Source organism: Aeromonas sp. Marseille-Q5825 (genome assembly GCF_946892685.1).
Classification (GTDB): domain Bacteria; phylum Pseudomonadota; class Gammaproteobacteria; order Enterobacterales; family Aeromonadaceae; genus Aeromonas; species Aeromonas rivipollensis.
The window spans coordinates 1,201,460-1,217,060 of the sequence record NZ_CAMPOU010000001.1; the positions used below are offsets into that span (position 1 = coordinate 1,201,460).

Sequence of the window (15,601 nt, forward strand, 5' to 3'; positions counted from 1 at the left end):
ACCCATGTCCTCCCAAGATCCCGTGTTTGACTCCGCATTCCAGACCCGTTTGCTGCACCCGCGTTACTGGGTGAGCTGGCTTGCCCTCGGCGTGCTCGGCGTGCTCGCCTATGTGCCGCCCCGTTGGCGCGACAAGCTGGCCGACGCCCTGGCGCCCCTGGTGCTCAAGATCTCGAAAAAGCAGGTCTATATCGCCAGAACCAACCTCGCCATCTGCTTCAAGGAGCAGAGTGAGGCAGAGCGGGACGCCATACTGATGACCTCGATCCGGGTCGGCCTCAAGAGCCTGCTGGGGTTTGGCGAGTTCACCGTGCGCAGCCCCGAGTACCTGATGAGGCGCATCCAGGTGAGCGGATGGGAACACATCGAGGCCGAACAGGCCGCCGGTCGCCCGGTGATCCTGGTGGTGCCCCACAGCTGGCCCATCGATGCGGCGGGCTACTACTTCTCCCAGCGGGGCCTGCCCATGTGCACCATGATGAAGAGCGCCCGCAACCCTGTGTTCGACTGGCACATCAACCGCGAGCGGGCCAAGAATGGCTGCCGCGTTTACGAGCGCAGCGCCGGCATCAAGCCGGTGATCAAGGCGGTGAAATCCGGCCTGAGCTTCTTCTACCTGCCGGATCAGGATCATGGCCGCGAGGCCAGCCTGTTCGTGCCCTTCTTCAAGCACCCCAAGGCGACCCTGCCGGCCCTGCCACGGCTGGTCAAGCTGACCGGTGCCCGCGCCGTGCCTGTCTTGGCCTGCTATGACGAGGCGGCGCACTGCTACCGGCTGGAGATAGAGGCCCCCTTCGCCGACTACCCGAGCGATGATCTGGTGGCCGACACCTGCCGCATGAACGACAGCGTGGAGCGGCAGCTGACCCGTCACCCGGGTCAGTACATGTGGTTCCTCAAGATCTTCGATACCCGCGAGGATCAGGAGGGGGAAGACGGCCTCTACGAAGAGGGGATAAGGCGCATCCGCAAGGGACTCAGCCCTCATTCCTGAACCGCAACTTAATGCGTCTTTATAAGTGGCCCCATGTGGGCCACTTTTTATTTCTAACTAGTCTGATCAGTGACTTGGAAACCCCGCTTGGGGGATCCCGGGTAGAAAAAATTGTCAGGATCACTAAAATGACGGTCTGTTTTTATGATTCGATGGCGACCATGTCCGCACAAGATCCGGTGTTTGACACCTCCTTTCATCTGCGTCTGCTGCACCCCCGTCTGTGGGGCAGCTGGCTGGCGCTTGCCCTGCTTTCCCTGCTGGCCTGGATCCCGGCCAGCTACAGAGACAAGCTGGCCGATGCCCTGGCCCCCCTGTTGCTGCGCTTCTCCAGGAAGCAGGCCTACATCGCCGAGACCAACCTCAAGATCTGTTTCCCCGCGCTGGACGCGGCCGGGCGCGAGCGGCTGCTGCTCAAGTCCATCCGGGTCGGTCTCAAGACCTTCATGGGTTTTGGCGAGCTCACCTGGCGCAGTCCCGCCTTCCTGAAAGGGCGCATCAAGGTGCGTGGCTGGGAGCATATAGAGGCCGAGCTGGCCGCCGGGCGCCCCATGATCTTCGTGGTGCCCCACACCTGGGCGGTGGACATGATAGGCCGCTACCTGACCGATGAGGGGGTGCCCCTGTGCACCATGATGAAGAGCCCCAAGGATGCGGTGTTCGACTGGTATATCAACCGCGAGCGCAGCAAGGGCGGGCGTGTCTATGAGCGCAGCGTCGGCATCAAGCCCGCCATCAAGGCCCTGCGCAGTGGCGACAGCTTCTTCTATCTGCCGGATCAGGATCATGGCCGGGAGGCGAGCATCTTCGTGCCCTTCTTCGGCCACCCCAAGGCGACCCTGCCGGCCCTGCCCAAGCTGGTCAAGCTGACCGGCGCCCGGGCCGTGCCCATCCTGGCCTGCTATGACGAGGATCTGGGCTGCTACCGGCTCGAGGTGGAGCCGCCGTTCGACCCTTATCCCACCCAGGATCTGGAGGCAGACGTCAACGCCATGAACCGCATGGTGGAGCAACAGCTCGGTCGCTTCCCCGAGCAATACATGTGGTTTCTCAAGATTTTCGAGACCCAGGCGGATAACGAAGGGGAGGATGGCCTCTACGAGGAGGGGATCCGGCGCATCCGCCAGGGGTTGCCCCCCGAGCCTTGAACCACAGGGCTCCCCTGCGGGTCGTGTTGACAGCCAGGGAAAGGCGGTTGGGGCAGGGCATACCAGGCCACCCTCGGCAAGGGGCCGGTGGGGGACCAAAGCGGGGCCCTGTCTGGCCTCCCGCCACGCAAACAAGGTGCAAACAAGGTGCAAATAAGGTAAAAGGGCGGTCATGAAAATTCCAAATCGAATCCAACCTCTGGTTGATGACGGCCTGGTCGACGATGTCATCAGCCGGCTGATGAGCGGCAAAGAAGCCGACGTCTATGTGGTGCGCTGCGGCGACGAGATCCGCTGCGCTAAAGTCTATAAAGAGGCCTCCAAGCGCAGCTTCAAGCAGGCCGTGGTCTATCAGGAAGGGCGCAAGGTGCGCAACAGTCGCAGCGCCCGCGCCATGGAGAAGGGCTCCAAGTACGGTCGCAAGCAGCACGAAGAGGTGTGGCAGAACACAGAGGTTGATGCCCTGTTCAAGCTGGCCGCCGCCGGCGTGCGGGTGCCCACCCCCTATGTCTGCCTGGATGGCGTCCTGCTGATGGAGCTCATCACAGATGCCGAGGGCAACGTGGCGCCCCGCCTCAACGACGTGGCGCTCTCGGCCGAGCAGGCGCTCATCGATCACGGCAAGGTGATCCGCTACGTGGTGCGCATGCTCTGTGCCGGCCTGATCCACGGGGATCTCTCCGAGTTCAATGTGCTGGTGGATGCAGAGGGCCCCGTCATCATAGATCTGCCCCAGGTGGTGGATGCCGCCGCCAACAACCAGGCCAGGGCCATGCTGGAGCGGGACGTCAACAACATGCGCAACTACTACGGCATCTATGCGCCCGAGCTGCTCAAGACCCGTTATGCCAGGGAGATGTGGGCCCTGTTCGAAGACGGCAAGCTCACCCCGGAATCCGAGCTGACCGGCCTGTTCGAGGAGAGCACCGAGGCCATCGACATCGATGCCGTGCTGCACGAGATCGAGAGCGCGGAAGAGGAAGCGATGGAGCGTCGGGCCCGCATGAAGGCCGAGCAGGAAGAGGAGTTCTGACGAGAACCCGGATCCTGTCCATGCAAAGAGCGCCCTTGGCGCTCTTTTTCATTGGGGCGACGGGCCGGTTCAGCGTCCCGTCAGGGGCGGGGCCTTGAGGCGGGGGCCGGGGTAACCCTTGACCTCGCCGAAGCGGGGATGGCCGCTCTCCCAATCCGCGGCTGCGGTGCGAATGGCCTCCGGGCTGAAGCTCACGAAGTTCCACCAGATCTGCAGCGGCTCGGCCAGGGGCTCGCCGCCGATGAGCAGCAGGCGGGTGCCCGGGCCGAGTGTCACCGCCAGCTCCCGGGTGCCCGGTGGCAGATAGAGGAGCTGCTCGGGGGCGAGTGCTTCCCCTGCTATGGTCGCCTCTCCCTGCAAGGGGAAGAGTCCGTGCTCGAAGGCCGGATCCAGCGGCAGCACTATGTGCCCGCCATGGGGCGCGTGCAAGTCCAGCCCGAGGATGGGGGAGAAGCTGAGGGTGGGGGCTTGGCGCCCGGCATGCTCGCCGATGAGCAGGGTCAGGGTGGTCTCGCTCTCCTGCCAGCTGGGCAGCAGGGGGTAGTGATCGAAGCGGGGTTGGGTCTCCTGATCACGCTCAGGCAGCGCTATCCAGAGCTGGGCGGCGTGCAGGTCGGGGTAGCCCGCCAGGGACTCCTCGGTGTGGGCTATGCCGCGCCCGGCGGTCATCAGATTGACCTGGCCCGGGCGGATCACCTGCTCGCTGCCGAGGCTGTCACGGTGCAAAATCTCCCCCGCCAGCATCCAGGTGAAGGTCTGCAGGGCGATGTGGGGATGGGGCCCCACGTCCAGCCCGGGGGCGTCGGGGGCGAAGCGGGTCGGCCCTATGTGATCGAGAAAGCACCAGGGGCCTATGGTGCGCCGCTCCTTGACCGGGAGGGCGCGGGCCACAGGGATGCCGCCCACGTCGGTGAGGCGGGAAGAAATGCGTTGCCACTGTTGAGTCATGTCGTGCTCCTTGCTGGGCGGTGATCCTGCTGCATCAGGATAGTGTATCCCTCGCGCTCGCCGAGAGGGGGGGCTAGCGGCGGCGGCCTCCGCCCCCGAAGCTGCGCATGGGGGTGAAGCCAGGCCTTATCGCCGGCCTGACGGTAGGGGCGCGCACCGGGGTGGCCATGGCGCGGGGAAGGTGCGGTCTGGTATCCACCCTGGGCTGGGTCCCGGGGGTCAAGAGGCCGTTATTTGTCTTGGGCAGGGTGGAGGGGATCAAGAGGCCGCCGTCGACCTTGGGCTGTGCCCCTGGGGTCAGCAGGCCGCTCTCGGCCCTGGGGAGAGTGCCCCCCTTGTCATCCAGCGGTGAGCGCGGGCCCTTGGCCGGGTTGCTGACGCTGGGTCTGTTCTGCCGGTTGTCGCGCAGGGCCTGTTGCTGCTCCGGCGTCATGGCATTCCAGCGGCCCGCCAGCTCCCCTCGCAAGGCGGCCACATCGGGCTGGCCATTGTTCTCCTGCCAATCCTGATACTTCTCCTTGATCTCCTGTTGGCGCTCAGGATCGAGCCCGCTCCACCACTTCTTGATCAGCTCGTCAAAATCCCCCTGGTTGTCGCAGCACCAGGGGTAGTAGTCATCCCAATAGCCGTAATAGTCGTCATACCACCAGTAAGAGGCGCCATAGTGACCGCCGTAATAGTCACCAGCGCCAACTCCCACGCTGGCGCCTGACGAGGAGGTGTTGCTGCAGCCCGCAAGGCCCAGGGCCAGCAGGGGAATGAGGAGGGCGATGCGCATGATGCTCCCGGTGCCACGAAAGGACGCAATGGACGGATGATAACCTGACTATGCACCAATCCGGCCGCGGATGGCAGACCCAGCCCCCATCAGGCGCCGGGTAGCGAGGATCTTCCCGGCATCGAGGGCAGGAGAGGGAGTGGTGGGCCCTAGATTACACCCTGCTACGTGGCCCCGCAGGCTAGTAGCCAGCCATCCGGCATTCGAAACGGGTCGGTTCTGGTTGGTGCTGCATCTTGATGGTGGTGTCGGCCATTTAATCGGCTGCCAATATCGGCAATGCCATGACGCAGGCCTCTCGGCCCAGGTGGGTCAGCAGACGGCGCACATCGTCGAGGCGGATGAGCAGGGTGGCGGTATTGACCAGCGGGTGGCACTGCACCTGCTCGGCCTGCCAGATACGCTCGTCCACCACCAGCTCCACGGCATGCTCGCTGTCGCGCACCATGGCGAGCAGGGTGACCGAACCCGGGGTGAGGCCGAGCACTGCCTCGAGCCGTTCGGGGGAGCCAAAGCTCAGCCGCTTGACCCCGAGCCGTGCCGCCAGCGCCTTGAGATCGACCCGGCTCTCCTCCGGACTCACCACCAGAAACAGCCGCTCGCTTTTCGGATCGCGCAAAAAGAGGTTCTTGGTCTTGGCTGCGGGCAGGTCGGGCAGCAGCCTGCTCGCCTCCTCGCAGGTGAAAACGGGGGGATGATCGATACGCTGGTAGGGGATGGCGAGCCGATCCAGCAGGGAATAGATTGCCACAGTGACTCCTTTCGTCGGCGAAGCGCGGTAATAAAGGGGTTGATGAGGATGACGACGGGATCGAGCTTACCAGTTTGACTCAGGCCCCGCAGCCTAGGGTGACGATTGCGAGCAGGCACTGTATGAACGTACAATAGTCCCATCCCAAGGCCGACCCCTATTGCCCATGACCGCGACCCAGCCCACCGTTCCCGCCACTTTGCCCCTCGACGGCTTTATCCTGACCCGCCACGGTCGGGACGTGCGCGGCCGCGACGGGCACGCTGCCACCACCGAAATCGTGATGTGGCTCTGGAGCGCCCAGGGGCCGGTGCGGGTGGTGGTGCCGGGGCAGGAGCCGGTCTTCTTCCTGCCACAGAGCCACATGACCGAGGCCGCCGAGTTGTTCAAGGGCGCCGGGGTGAGGGGGCGGTTTCGCCGCCTGCCGATGCACACCTTCGACGGCCGCCCCGTGGTGGGCTGCTATTTTGCCACCCTGAGCGCCTTTCACCGCGCCATCGAGCTGCTGCTCATTCGCGGGCTGGAGCATTTCGAGGCGGATATCCGGCTGCCGGAGCGCTTCCTGATGGAGCGCTTCATCACCGCTGGCGTGCGCTTCGATGGCCGGGCGGTGAAGAAGGGGGGCAGGCAGGGCTACTGGGAGGTGAACGAGGCACGCTGCGCGCCGCAGGCGGTGACGCCGACCCTCTCCTGGGTGTCGCTGGACGTGGAGTGCGCCATGGACGGTGCGCTCTTCTCGGTCGGTCTTTACAGCGAGCAGGATGCGCGGGTCATCATGATAGGTACCCCGGAGGCGGATGCCGACAGCTGGGGCACCCAGGTCGAGTGGGTGGCGGATGAAAGTGCCCTGCTCGGCGCGCTGGAGAGCTGGTTCCAGCGGCACGACCCGGATCTGGTGATCGGCTGGAACGTGGTTAACTTCGACTTTCGCCTGCTGCTGCGCCGCGCCGAGCTGGGCAAGCGGCGCCTGCGGCTCGGACGGGGGCGGGAGCTCTGCTTCTGGCGCTCGTCACGCAACGATCCCCAGACCGGCAACGTCATCATCCCGGGGCGCATGGTGCTGGACGGAATCGACACCCTCAAAAGCGCCACCTGGCAGTTTGCCAGCTACAGCCTGGATGCGGTGGCGAGCGAACTGCTCGGTCGCGGCAAGGACATCGAGGATGTGGCGAACCGGGGGGAGAAGATCACCGAGCTGTTCCACTCCGACAAGGAGGCGCTGGCCCGCTACAACCTGGAAGACTGCAAGCTGGTGTGGGAGATCTTCGACTACTGCCACCTCATCCCCTTCGCCATAGAGCGGGCCTCCCTCACCGGTCTCGAGCTCGACAGGGTGGGGGGCTCGGTGGCGGCCTTTACCAATCTCTATCTGCCGCGGCTCCATCGCGGCGGCTACGTGGCCCCCAATCTGCCCGCCGACGGTGGGCTGGCGAGCCCCGGCGGCTATGTGATGGACTCCAAACCCGGTCTCTATCGCCACGTGCTGGTGCTCGATTTCAAGAGCCTCTATCCCAGCATCATCCGTACCTTCTGCATCGACCCCATGGGGCTGGTGGAGGGGTTGCAACACCCGGAACAGGCCATTCCCGGCTTTCGCGGCGCCCTGTTCTCCCGCGAGCGGCACTTCTTGCCGGATCTCATCGCCACCCTCTGGGCGGCGCGGGACAGGGCCAAGGCGGCCAGCAACAAGGCGCTCTCCCAGGCCATCAAGATCATCATGAACTCCTTCTACGGCGTGCTGGGCTCGGGGGGCTGCCGCTTCTACGATCCCAGGCTGGCGTCATCGATCACCCTGCGCGGTCACAGCATCATGCAGCAGACCCGGGAGTGGATAGAGGCGAAGGGTTTCGAGGTGATCTATGGCGACACCGACTCTACCTTCGTTCATCTGAACAGGGAGACCAGCCCGCAGCAGGCCGAGCAGACAGGCCGCGAGCTGGCTGCCATGATCAACGACAACTGGACGGCGCTGATCAGGCGCGAGTTCGATCTGCCCTGTTATCTCGAGATCGAATACGAGACCCACTACCGCCGCTTCCTGATGCCCACCATCCGCGGGCTGGAGAAGGGGAGCAAGAAGCGCTATGCCGGGCTGGTTGGCGGTGAGGGGCAGGCCGGATCTGAGCAGCTGGTGTTCAAGGGGCTCGAATCTGTGCGCACCGACTGGACCATGCTGGCCAAGCAGTTTCAGACCCGGCTCTATGAGCTGGTGTTTCACGACGAAGATCCCAGCGGCTATGTGCGCACCATGGTGGACGAGACCCGGGCCGGCTTGCACGACGATCTGCTCATCTATCGCAAGCGGCTGCGCCAGAAGCTTGAGGAGTATCAGAAGAACGTGCCCCCCCACGTGCGGGCGGCGCGGCTGGCGGACGAGGAGAACCTGCGCCGCGGCCAGCCCCAGCGCTACCAGCACAGGGGCACCATCGCCTATCTGATGACCCTGAACGGCCCAGAGCCGCTGGAGTACAGGCGCAGCGCCATCGACTACGAGCACTACATCGACAAGCAGCTGAGGCCCATTGCCGACGCCATACTGCCCTTTATCGGCGAGTCGTTCGACCGTATCTGCGGCCAGCAGCTGGATCTCTTCTAGCGAGCTAGTCCCCACAGCCGAGAGCTGACCCGGATCAGGAAGGTCGGAAGGGCAGGGCGAAGGCGCAATGCAAAAAGCCCGCTCGATGAGCGGGCTTTTCAAATTTGGTGCGTCCTAGTGGATTCGAACCACCGACCCCCACCATGTCAAGGTGATGCTCTAACCAGCTGAGCTAAGGACGCAGGGTGCGCAATGCGGCTTTTTCATTTGCCAGAAGTGGTGGGTTTAATTGGATTCGAACCAACGACCCCTACCATGTCAAGGTAGTGCTCTAACCAACTGAGCTATAAACCCACATCAGGCAACTCTGTCTATTCCCATGAGGTTGAACCGAAAGGGGAATCAACTCACGGTAATATGGTGCGTCCTAGTGGATTCGAACCACCGACCCCCACCATGTCAAGGTGATGCTCTAACCAGCTGAGCTAAGGACGCATAATCAGTGTTCTGTAATGGTGCGTCCTAGTGGATTCGAACCACCGACCCCCACCATGTCAAGGTGGTGCTCTAACCAGCTGAGCTAAGGACGCATCACAGAAAAAGTGGTGGGTTTAATTGGATTCGAACCAACGACCCCTACCATGTCAAGGTAGTGCTCTAACCAACTGAGCTATAAACCCACTCGATGAAATGAATTCGAACCAAAGACACAATCTTCACCATGCCAAGTTCATGCTCTGACCAACCGAGCGTTAAACCCACTTCAACTACGCCAGCACTGCTGACGTGGTCGGCATACTACCCATGCCCCCCAAGGCTGTCAACAAGGGACATGCACAAAGGAGACTGTTTGCCCAGTTCTTGCGCAGCCTGTTGATTTTGCAGGCGAGCCGCTCGATTGAGCGGCACTGTTGCCCCCATTATTGGGCCCGGGAAAGGGTAGTGCAGGCCTCGGGACTCGCGAAGCGACCATAGATGAATCTCAGCCTTGCACCCAGCATCAGGGCGGCGCCGGTCAGGCCGACGATGAAGCCTACCCAGAAGCCCTGGGGCCCCATGCGCGGCACCACCCAGTCGGTCAACCCCAGGATCATGCCGGTGGGCAGCCCCAGTCCCCAGTAGGCGACTATGGTGACGTAGAAGATGGCCTTGGTGTCCTTGTAGCCACGCAAAGCCGCGGCCGCCACCACCTGCACCGAGTCCGAGACCTGATAGATGGCGGCGAAGAACAACAAGGTAGCCGCGAGGGTGATCACCTGGATGTCATCGGTGTAGATCCCCGCAATATGTTCGCGCAGCAACACCGTCAGGGCGGCAGTACCGGCGGCCACCGCCATGCCCAGCATCAGGCCGGTACGGGCGGCGACGCGGGCGTGCTCCGGCTGGCCTTCCCCTATGCTGTGGCCGACTCTGATGGTCACGCCGACGCCGATGGAGAGCGGCAGCATAAACACCAGGCTGGAGAAGTTCAGGGCTATCTGGTGGCTCGCCACCGTCTCGGCGCCGAAGGGGGCCAGCATCAGGGCCACCACGGTGAACAGGGTCACCTCGCAGAAGATGGCCATGGCGATGGGGAAGCCTAAGCGAAACAGGCGCCAGATCCGGCTGCCGTTGGGGCGCGCGAGCTGGGCGAACAGATTGATTTTCTTGAAGTGGGGGGAGAGCTTCACGTAGGCAATCATCGCCAGCAGCATGGCCCAGAGCACTATGGCGGTGGCCACGCCGCAGCCGACACCGCCGAGCTTGGGCATGCCGAAGTGGCCGTGAATGAAGATGTAGTTGGCGGGGATGTTGACCGCCAGTCCCACGAAGCCAATCACCATGGTGGGCATGGTGTGGGAGAGCCCCTCGCTGAAGTTGCGCAGCACCTGGAACAGCACGAAGGCGGGCAGACCCCACAGGATGGCGTGCAGGTAACCGGTGGTCTTGTCCGCCATCACGGGATCCACGTCCATGAACTGCAGCGCCAGCGGGCTGAAGTAGAGCGCCACCATGGCGATGGGGGTCACCATCAGCGCCAGCCAGAAGCCCTGGTGCACGGCCGGGCGGATCTCGTCCCGCTTGCGGGCCCCGTTGAGCTGGGAAACGATGGGGGTGAGCGCCATGATGATGCCCTGCACCAGCAAGATGATGGGTAGCCAGAAGCTGGAGGCGACCGACACGGCAGCGAGATCCACGGCGCTGACCTGGCCCGCCATCACGGTATCGACGAAGTTCATGGCGATCTGGGCCACCTGGGCCACCAGTATGGGGCTGGCTAGACGAACGAGCTGCTTCGCCTCGGTCCAATAACGTTGCACTGACACCTCCGAGTGGATCAGATAAAAGAGAAAAGAACGGGTAAATGAGAGGGGCTTTTATCTCCTGCCGGGAGGAGACAAAACGCGGGGGTGTCATTCTAGCCTGAAAATCCGCCAACGGGGAAGGTTGGCGGCGCATTTCTACCCGGGATCAGGCGTCCTCGTGATCGCTGATCAGCAGGTTGGCGGCGGCGTAGGCGGCCTGCTCGCGCAGATCTGCGGGCACCCTATCGTCGCTCGCCACGGCGTTGAGCGCCCGTATGCTGGCGGCGATGGCCTGGGGCACATAGCCCTGCTCACCTGAGCCTATCTGGTTGTAGGCGATGCGAATGGCTTCACAGCATTGATATACCTGCATTTTTGTTTCCTCGTTAAGCCTGGATTGAATGGGGTCACTATAACGATCGGGGCCTGCCTTGTCAGCCGGCATGCTTGTCTTGCACTGTGGCCGGGGGTAACCTGCCGACAATTTTGTTACAGCGTGGAGACGAGACATGTTCACCGGCATAGTACAGGGGACCGCCGAACTGGTGGCCATCGAAGAGCTGCCCAACTTTCGCACCCATGTGATCCGCATGCCGAGCCCGGCCTGGGGCGAGGGGCTGGCACTCGGCGCCTCCGTGGCCCACAACGGCTGCTGCCTGACGGTCACCCGCATCGAGGGGGAACTGGTCAGCTTCGATCTGATGCAGGAGACCCTGCGCCTGACCAACCTCGGCTCGCTGGCTGTCGGGGACAAGGTCAATGTGGAGCGGGCCGCCCGCTTTGGGGACGAGATTGGCGGCCATGCCATGTCCGGCCACATCATGGGCACGGCCGAGGTCAGTGCCGTCATCGACACCCCCAACAATCGCCAGCTGTGGTACCGCCTCGCCCCCACGCTCATGAAATACGTGCTGACCAAGGGCTACATCGGCATTGACGGCATCAGCCTGACCGTGGGCGAGGTGCGCGGCAATGAGTTCTGCGTCAACCTGATCCCCGAGACCCTGGCCCGCACCAATCTGGGCTGGGTCAAGGCGGGCTGGCAGACCAACATAGAGATCGATCCCCAGACCCAGGCCATAGTCGACACCGTGGAGCGGGTGCTGGCGGCGCGCCAGCCAACCTGATCCGCCGGCGTGTACGCCCCGACCTCAAAAAGGGCCCGCATCATGCGGGCCCTGTTCGATCTCGTGAATGTAAGGTGAGACGAGGCGCCAGTCACGGCATAACGTCATGCCGTGATGGGTCTGTCCCCCGCGACCTTTCCGCGACTCGGCGATGACAGCGCCAAAAAAAGAAGCCCGTCAAGATGACGGGCTCAAAGGCATGAACAGAAGAACCATGTGGCGGGGATAAACGCCATCCCCAGTGTGGCAGCCAAATTCTTGGTCTGCCGTGGCTGACTGAGCCTGAGCGTCACAGGTTGGCCGAAGGATGAAACCGGGCCTACACTTCTTGTGTCTGGCACATCCATGAGCCGACAACCATCACATAAGAGACAAGGCCCCTTGGCGAACTTCAGGATGATTTGAGGTTCTCCGAGGGGCTTTTCTTTATGAGGGAATGTGCCGCGAAGCGGAGGGACTCAGGCATCTGGGGAGAAGCAAGCAGGGGATGGGCGGCATGGCGTCGCCCCAGTCCCCTCGCTTGCCTGGTCAGCGAAAGGCAATCAGAACATCTGCTCGTCGTCCGCATCCACGAAGAGTTGCAAACAGTCGCGGGCTTCATCCCGGTGCAGCCGCAGGTGGATCGGATTGCAACAGGCCATGCAGTCCTCGTAGAACTCCTGATCCCCCTGGCTGGCATCCAGCTCGACCCGGGTGTGGTGGCCGCAGTGGGGGCAGACGATGCGCTTGCTGGTGTACTCGATCATGGTGACCTCCTGGGGCCGACTGGCCGCCTCTTTCCCCTGATTCTAGTCGGCAAGAGGCGGCGCAACCGCGAGCAGGCGCACGTTTATGACAGGGATCAGGGGATGCGCCTAGCCCCTAAGGTCTGACCCGGTGCACCACTGGCCCCGTGCGGATTCACCCCACCCAGCGGGCCAGTCTGTCTGCATCCAGCTCGGCGAGCGAGGATAGCTGGTGATCGGCGATGGCGAGACGGGGGTCGCCCACCAGCGCCGGGTCCGGCACTATCAGCGCCTGCATGGACGCCGCCTTGGCCGCCAGCAGGCCGGTGAAGCTGTCCTCGATGGCCAGACAGTGCACAGGTTCGACGCCCAGCTTCTCGGCGGCGTGGATATAGACGTCCGGGTGGGGTTTGCCAAAGCGCTCCACCTCGGCGGAGTGGACCGCCATGAAGCGATCCTGGATGCCGAGCTTGCCGAGCACAGCCTCCACCATGGTGAAGGGGGAAGAGGTGGCCAGGCCAATCTTGAGACCACTGGCCTCGATGAGGGAGAGGGCCTCCAGCACGCCCTCCTTGGCCTGACCTTCCTGCAGGATGAGTGCTATCACCTGATCCAGGATGCGCTGCACCACCTCTTCCTGGGTCGGGCCGCTCCAGGGACGCAGGCGATACCAGTGGGCCACCAGCTGATCGATGCGCACCCCTATGGTGGAGTTGCAGTCTTCCTCGGTGTGGAAGTGGCCCAGCTCGGAGAAGACGGCCATCTGGGCCCGTTGCCAAAAGGGTTCCGAGTCGATCAGAACACCATCCATATCGAAGATCACGGCAGTTAACATCTTGTACTCCTGACATAGGTGAAGGGGGGATTATAAGCCCGACGCCTCAATGGAAAAGGGGCAGAAGCCCGCCCCTTGCGCCGGATCACGTAGATAAACGTTTGTTTTTACGCGGCAAAAAGTGCGCTCTAGAAGAGCACCTCGACCCGGGCGGCGACCGCCTTGGCCTTTTCCACCGCCTCTTCGCACCCTTGCCCACGGGCCAGTGCCACGCCGAGACGACGGCGACCGGCGATCTCGGGCTTGCCAAAGAGGCGCAGCTGGGCGCCCGGCACCAGGGCCAGCGCCTCGGCAACCCCCTGATAGCGGATATTCTGGCTGTGGCCATCGCGCAGCACCACGGCGGAGGCACTCGGCCCGAACTGGGTGATGGTGCCGACCGGCAGCCCCAGGATGGCGCGCACGTGCAGGGCGAACTCGGAGAGATCCTGGGAGATCAGGGTCACCATGCCGGTGTCGTGGGGGCGGGGAGAGACCTCGCTGAACCACACCTCGTCACCCTTGATGAAGAGCTCCACCCCGAACAGGCCATGGCCACCCAGGGCCTCGACCACCTTGGCGGCGACCTCCTTGGCGCGGGCCAGCGCCAGCTCGCTCATCGCCTGGGGTTGCCAGGATTCGCGGTAGTCGCCGTCTTCCTGACGATGGCCTATGGGATCACAGAAGTGGATGCCGTCCACGGCGCGCACGGTGAGCAAGGTTATCTCGTACTCGAAGGGGACGAAGCCTTCGACTATCACCTTGCCACGGCCGGCGCGGCCCCCCTCCTGGGCATAGGTCCAGCTCTCGTCCAGCTTGGCGAGATCCCGCAGCAGGCTCTGGCCCTTGCCGGACGAACTCATCACGGGTTTCACCACGCAGGGCAGGCCTATGGCCTCGACGGCGGCGATGAACTCCTCCTTGCTCTGGGCGAAGCGGTAGGAGGAGGTGGGCAGACCCAGCTCTTCGGCGGCGAGCCGGCGGATCCCCTCCCGATTCATGGTGAGCTGGGTGGCGCGGGCGTTGGGCACGACCCTGACCCCTTCCTGCTCAAGCTCTGCCAGGGTATAGGTGGCGATGGCCTCAATCTCGGGGATGATGAGGTCGGGCTTGACCTCGGCCACCAGGGCGCGCAGGGCGGCGCCATCGAGCATGTCCAGCACCTGGGCGGCGTGGGCGACCTGCATGGCGGGGGCATTGGCGTAGCGGTCGGCGGCGATCACTTCTATGCCAAGGCGTTGCAGCTCGATGGCGACTTCCTTGCCGAGTTCGCCTGAGCCGAGCAGCAGGGCACGGGTGGCGCCGGGGCGGGTGGCGGTTCCAAACATCTGATCTCTCCTGATGTCCATGGTCAGGGTTGCTGACCCGAGTGAGTAAAAAAAGAGGCACGCATGGCGTACCTCAGGAAACGGATTTGTGGGCGCGCTGCTCCAGATGGGTCAGCAGTGTGATGGCGCCTATGATGATGGCGGCGCCGAGCCACAATCGGCCGGGAGGCGCCCAGCCAAACACCAGCCAACCCGCCAGTACGTTCATGGGCAGCTTGGCAAAGTCAAAGGGCTGCACGAAGGAGGCCTCGGCCACGCTGTAGGCGCGGGCGATGGACATCTGGGCCAGGGCCGACAGCACCCCTGAGACCGCCACCAGCAGCCACTGGGTTTCGCTCGGCCACTGCCACTCCGGCAGGGCCAGCATGGCGTTGAAGGGGGTGCTGAAGATGAGCAGGTAGACCACTATGGTGTGGGACGATTCGCTCGCCGCCTGATAGCGCACCAGCAGGGAGTAGCCGGCCCAGAACAGGGCGGCCGCCACCGGCAGCAGGGAGGCCCAGCTGAAGTCATCGGTCCAGGGGGCCAGGATCAGCATGGCCCCGACAAAGCCCGCCAGGGTGGCCAGGATGCGCGCCCGACTCACCTGCTCCTTGAGCAGCAAGGCCGACCCTAAGGTGGCGAACAGGGGGGAGGTCATCAAGAGCGCTATGCCCTGCCAGATGGGCACGGGCACCGCCAGGGCCCAGAGCCAGAACTGGATGCCGATGACCGCCAGGGCGACCCGCAGCAGGTGCAGCCGCAGCTGGTTGGTCATCAGGGATTGGCGCAGGCCGTGGCGAACGAGCCAGGGCAGCAGGCAGATCAGGGCGACCAGGTACTGGTGAAAGGCGACCTGGGTCGAGGGGAGGCCGAGCTTGAAGCTGACATACTGGCTCAGGCTGTTGACGGCGGCAAAGCAGAGGCCTGCCACCATCATCCAGACTGCACCGGCAAAGGGGGAGTGCCTGCGGGAGGGTGCCATGGGATCCGGGTCACTGAAAAAAGTGCGGCGGATCATAACGGCAATCGTTTGTTCTGCCAAGGCCGGGGTGCTTGCTGAGTACCTCGCTGGCGACTAAGTGCACAAGCATCAAAATATTTGAATAACTTGAGCATCTATTTTCGCTATCCGCCTTGAACCTCAATCTTTAT

14 protein-coding genes and 5 tRNA genes are annotated in these 15,601 nt (G+C 63.5%); 5 read left to right on the top strand and 14 right to left on the bottom strand.

Going from position 1 to position 15,601, the window contains the following annotated elements; all coding sequences use genetic code 11:
- The first annotated feature begins 4 nt into the window (after positions 1–4).
- The 3 genes from lpxM to OC537_RS05525 all read left to right on the top strand — a co-directional run bounded on the left by lpxM (position 5) and on the right by OC537_RS05525 (position 3,175).
- Positions 5–994 (top strand): lauroyl-Kdo(2)-lipid IV(A) myristoyltransferase, encoded by a 990-nt coding sequence (gene lpxM / locus OC537_RS05515; protein WP_262110116.1) that lies wholly within the window; start codon positions 5–7, stop codon positions 992–994.
- A gap of 152 nt (positions 995–1,146) precedes the next feature.
- Entirely contained in the window at positions 1,147–2,142 is a 996-nt protein-coding gene (locus OC537_RS05520; protein WP_262110562.1) for a lauroyl-Kdo(2)-lipid IV(A) myristoyltransferase, read from the top strand.
- 172 nt (positions 2,143–2,314) lie between these two features.
- Positions 2,315–3,175 (top strand): PA4780 family RIO1-like protein kinase, encoded by an 861-nt coding sequence (locus OC537_RS05525; protein ID WP_106886881.1) that lies wholly within the window; start codon positions 2,315–2,317, stop codon positions 3,173–3,175.
- A 69-nt stretch (positions 3,176–3,244) separates the two neighbouring features.
- Here OC537_RS05525 and OC537_RS05530 read toward each other — a convergent pair whose 3' ends face one another.
- The 3 genes from OC537_RS05530 to OC537_RS05540 all read right to left on the bottom strand — a co-directional run bounded on the left by OC537_RS05530 (position 3,245) and on the right by OC537_RS05540 (position 5,652).
- Entirely contained in the window at positions 3,245–4,123 is an 879-nt protein-coding gene (locus tag OC537_RS05530) for a pirin family protein (protein ID WP_262110118.1), read from the bottom strand.
- 73 nt (positions 4,124–4,196) lie between these two features.
- Positions 4,197–4,901, bottom strand: a complete 705-nt coding sequence (locus tag OC537_RS05535; protein ID WP_262110120.1) for a DUF3106 domain-containing protein — start codon at positions 4,899–4,901, stop codon at positions 4,197–4,199.
- Positions 4,902–5,157: 256 nt separating this feature from the next.
- Positions 5,158–5,652: a prolyl-tRNA synthetase associated domain-containing protein gene (locus OC537_RS05540; RefSeq protein ID WP_262110125.1), complete on the bottom strand. Its 495-nt coding sequence runs from the start codon at positions 5,650–5,652 to the stop codon at positions 5,158–5,160.
- A gap of 166 nt (positions 5,653–5,818) precedes the next feature.
- Between OC537_RS05540 and OC537_RS05545 the strand changes: the two genes are divergently transcribed.
- A complete protein-coding gene (locus OC537_RS05545) occupies positions 5,819–8,248 on the top strand; it encodes a DNA polymerase II (RefSeq protein ID WP_262110127.1) in 2,430 nt (809 codons plus the stop codon).
- Between the two features lie 105 nt (positions 8,249–8,353).
- Here the strand turns inward: OC537_RS05545 and OC537_RS05550 are convergent.
- From OC537_RS05550 to OC537_RS05580, 7 genes are all read right to left on the bottom strand, one after another.
- A tRNA-Val gene (locus OC537_RS05550) sits at positions 8,354–8,430 on the bottom strand.
- Positions 8,431–8,465: 35 nt separating this feature from the next.
- A tRNA-Val gene (locus OC537_RS05555) sits at positions 8,466–8,542 on the bottom strand.
- 64 nt (positions 8,543–8,606) lie between these two features.
- A tRNA-Val gene (locus tag OC537_RS05560) sits at positions 8,607–8,683 on the bottom strand.
- An 18-nt stretch (positions 8,684–8,701) separates the two neighbouring features.
- A tRNA-Val gene (locus OC537_RS05565) sits at positions 8,702–8,778 on the bottom strand.
- A gap of 13 nt (positions 8,779–8,791) precedes the next feature.
- Positions 8,792–8,868 (bottom strand) — tRNA-Val (locus OC537_RS05570).
- Positions 8,869–9,108: 240 nt separating this feature from the next.
- Entirely contained in the window at positions 9,109–10,488 is a 1,380-nt protein-coding gene (locus OC537_RS05575) for an MATE family efflux transporter (RefSeq protein ID WP_262110130.1), read from the bottom strand.
- Positions 10,489–10,639: 151 nt separating this feature from the next.
- On the bottom strand, positions 10,640–10,846 hold the full coding sequence (locus tag OC537_RS05580) for a YaeP family protein (RefSeq protein ID WP_005324956.1): 207 nt from the start codon (positions 10,844–10,846) through the stop codon (positions 10,640–10,642).
- Between the two features lie 136 nt (positions 10,847–10,982).
- Here OC537_RS05580 and OC537_RS05585 point away from each other — a divergent pair, with 136 nt between their 5' ends.
- Positions 10,983–11,600, top strand: coding sequence for a riboflavin synthase subunit alpha (locus tag OC537_RS05585; RefSeq protein ID WP_262110132.1), 618 nt, complete (start codon positions 10,983–10,985; stop codon positions 11,598–11,600).
- Between the two features lie 542 nt (positions 11,601–12,142).
- On the opposite strand, the gene OC537_RS05590 is transcribed toward OC537_RS05585, so the two are convergent.
- The 4 genes from OC537_RS05590 to OC537_RS05605 all read right to left on the bottom strand — a co-directional run bounded on the left by OC537_RS05590 (position 12,143) and on the right by OC537_RS05605 (position 15,431).
- A complete protein-coding gene (locus tag OC537_RS05590) occupies positions 12,143–12,346 on the bottom strand; it encodes a CPXCG motif-containing cysteine-rich protein (protein WP_005301298.1) in 204 nt (67 codons plus the stop codon).
- Positions 12,347–12,500: 154 nt separating this feature from the next.
- Positions 12,501–13,160: a hexitol phosphatase HxpB gene (hxpB, locus tag OC537_RS05595; RefSeq protein WP_262110136.1), complete on the bottom strand. Its 660-nt coding sequence runs from the start codon at positions 13,158–13,160 to the stop codon at positions 12,501–12,503.
- 128 nt (positions 13,161–13,288) lie between these two features.
- Positions 13,289–14,467, bottom strand: a complete 1,179-nt coding sequence (gene purT, locus OC537_RS05600; RefSeq protein WP_262110138.1) for a formate-dependent phosphoribosylglycinamide formyltransferase — start codon at positions 14,465–14,467, stop codon at positions 13,289–13,291.
- A gap of 73 nt (positions 14,468–14,540) precedes the next feature.
- A complete protein-coding gene (locus OC537_RS05605; protein WP_139745468.1) occupies positions 14,541–15,431 on the bottom strand; it encodes a DMT family transporter in 891 nt (296 codons plus the stop codon).
- Between the last annotated feature and the right edge of the window lie 170 nt (positions 15,432–15,601).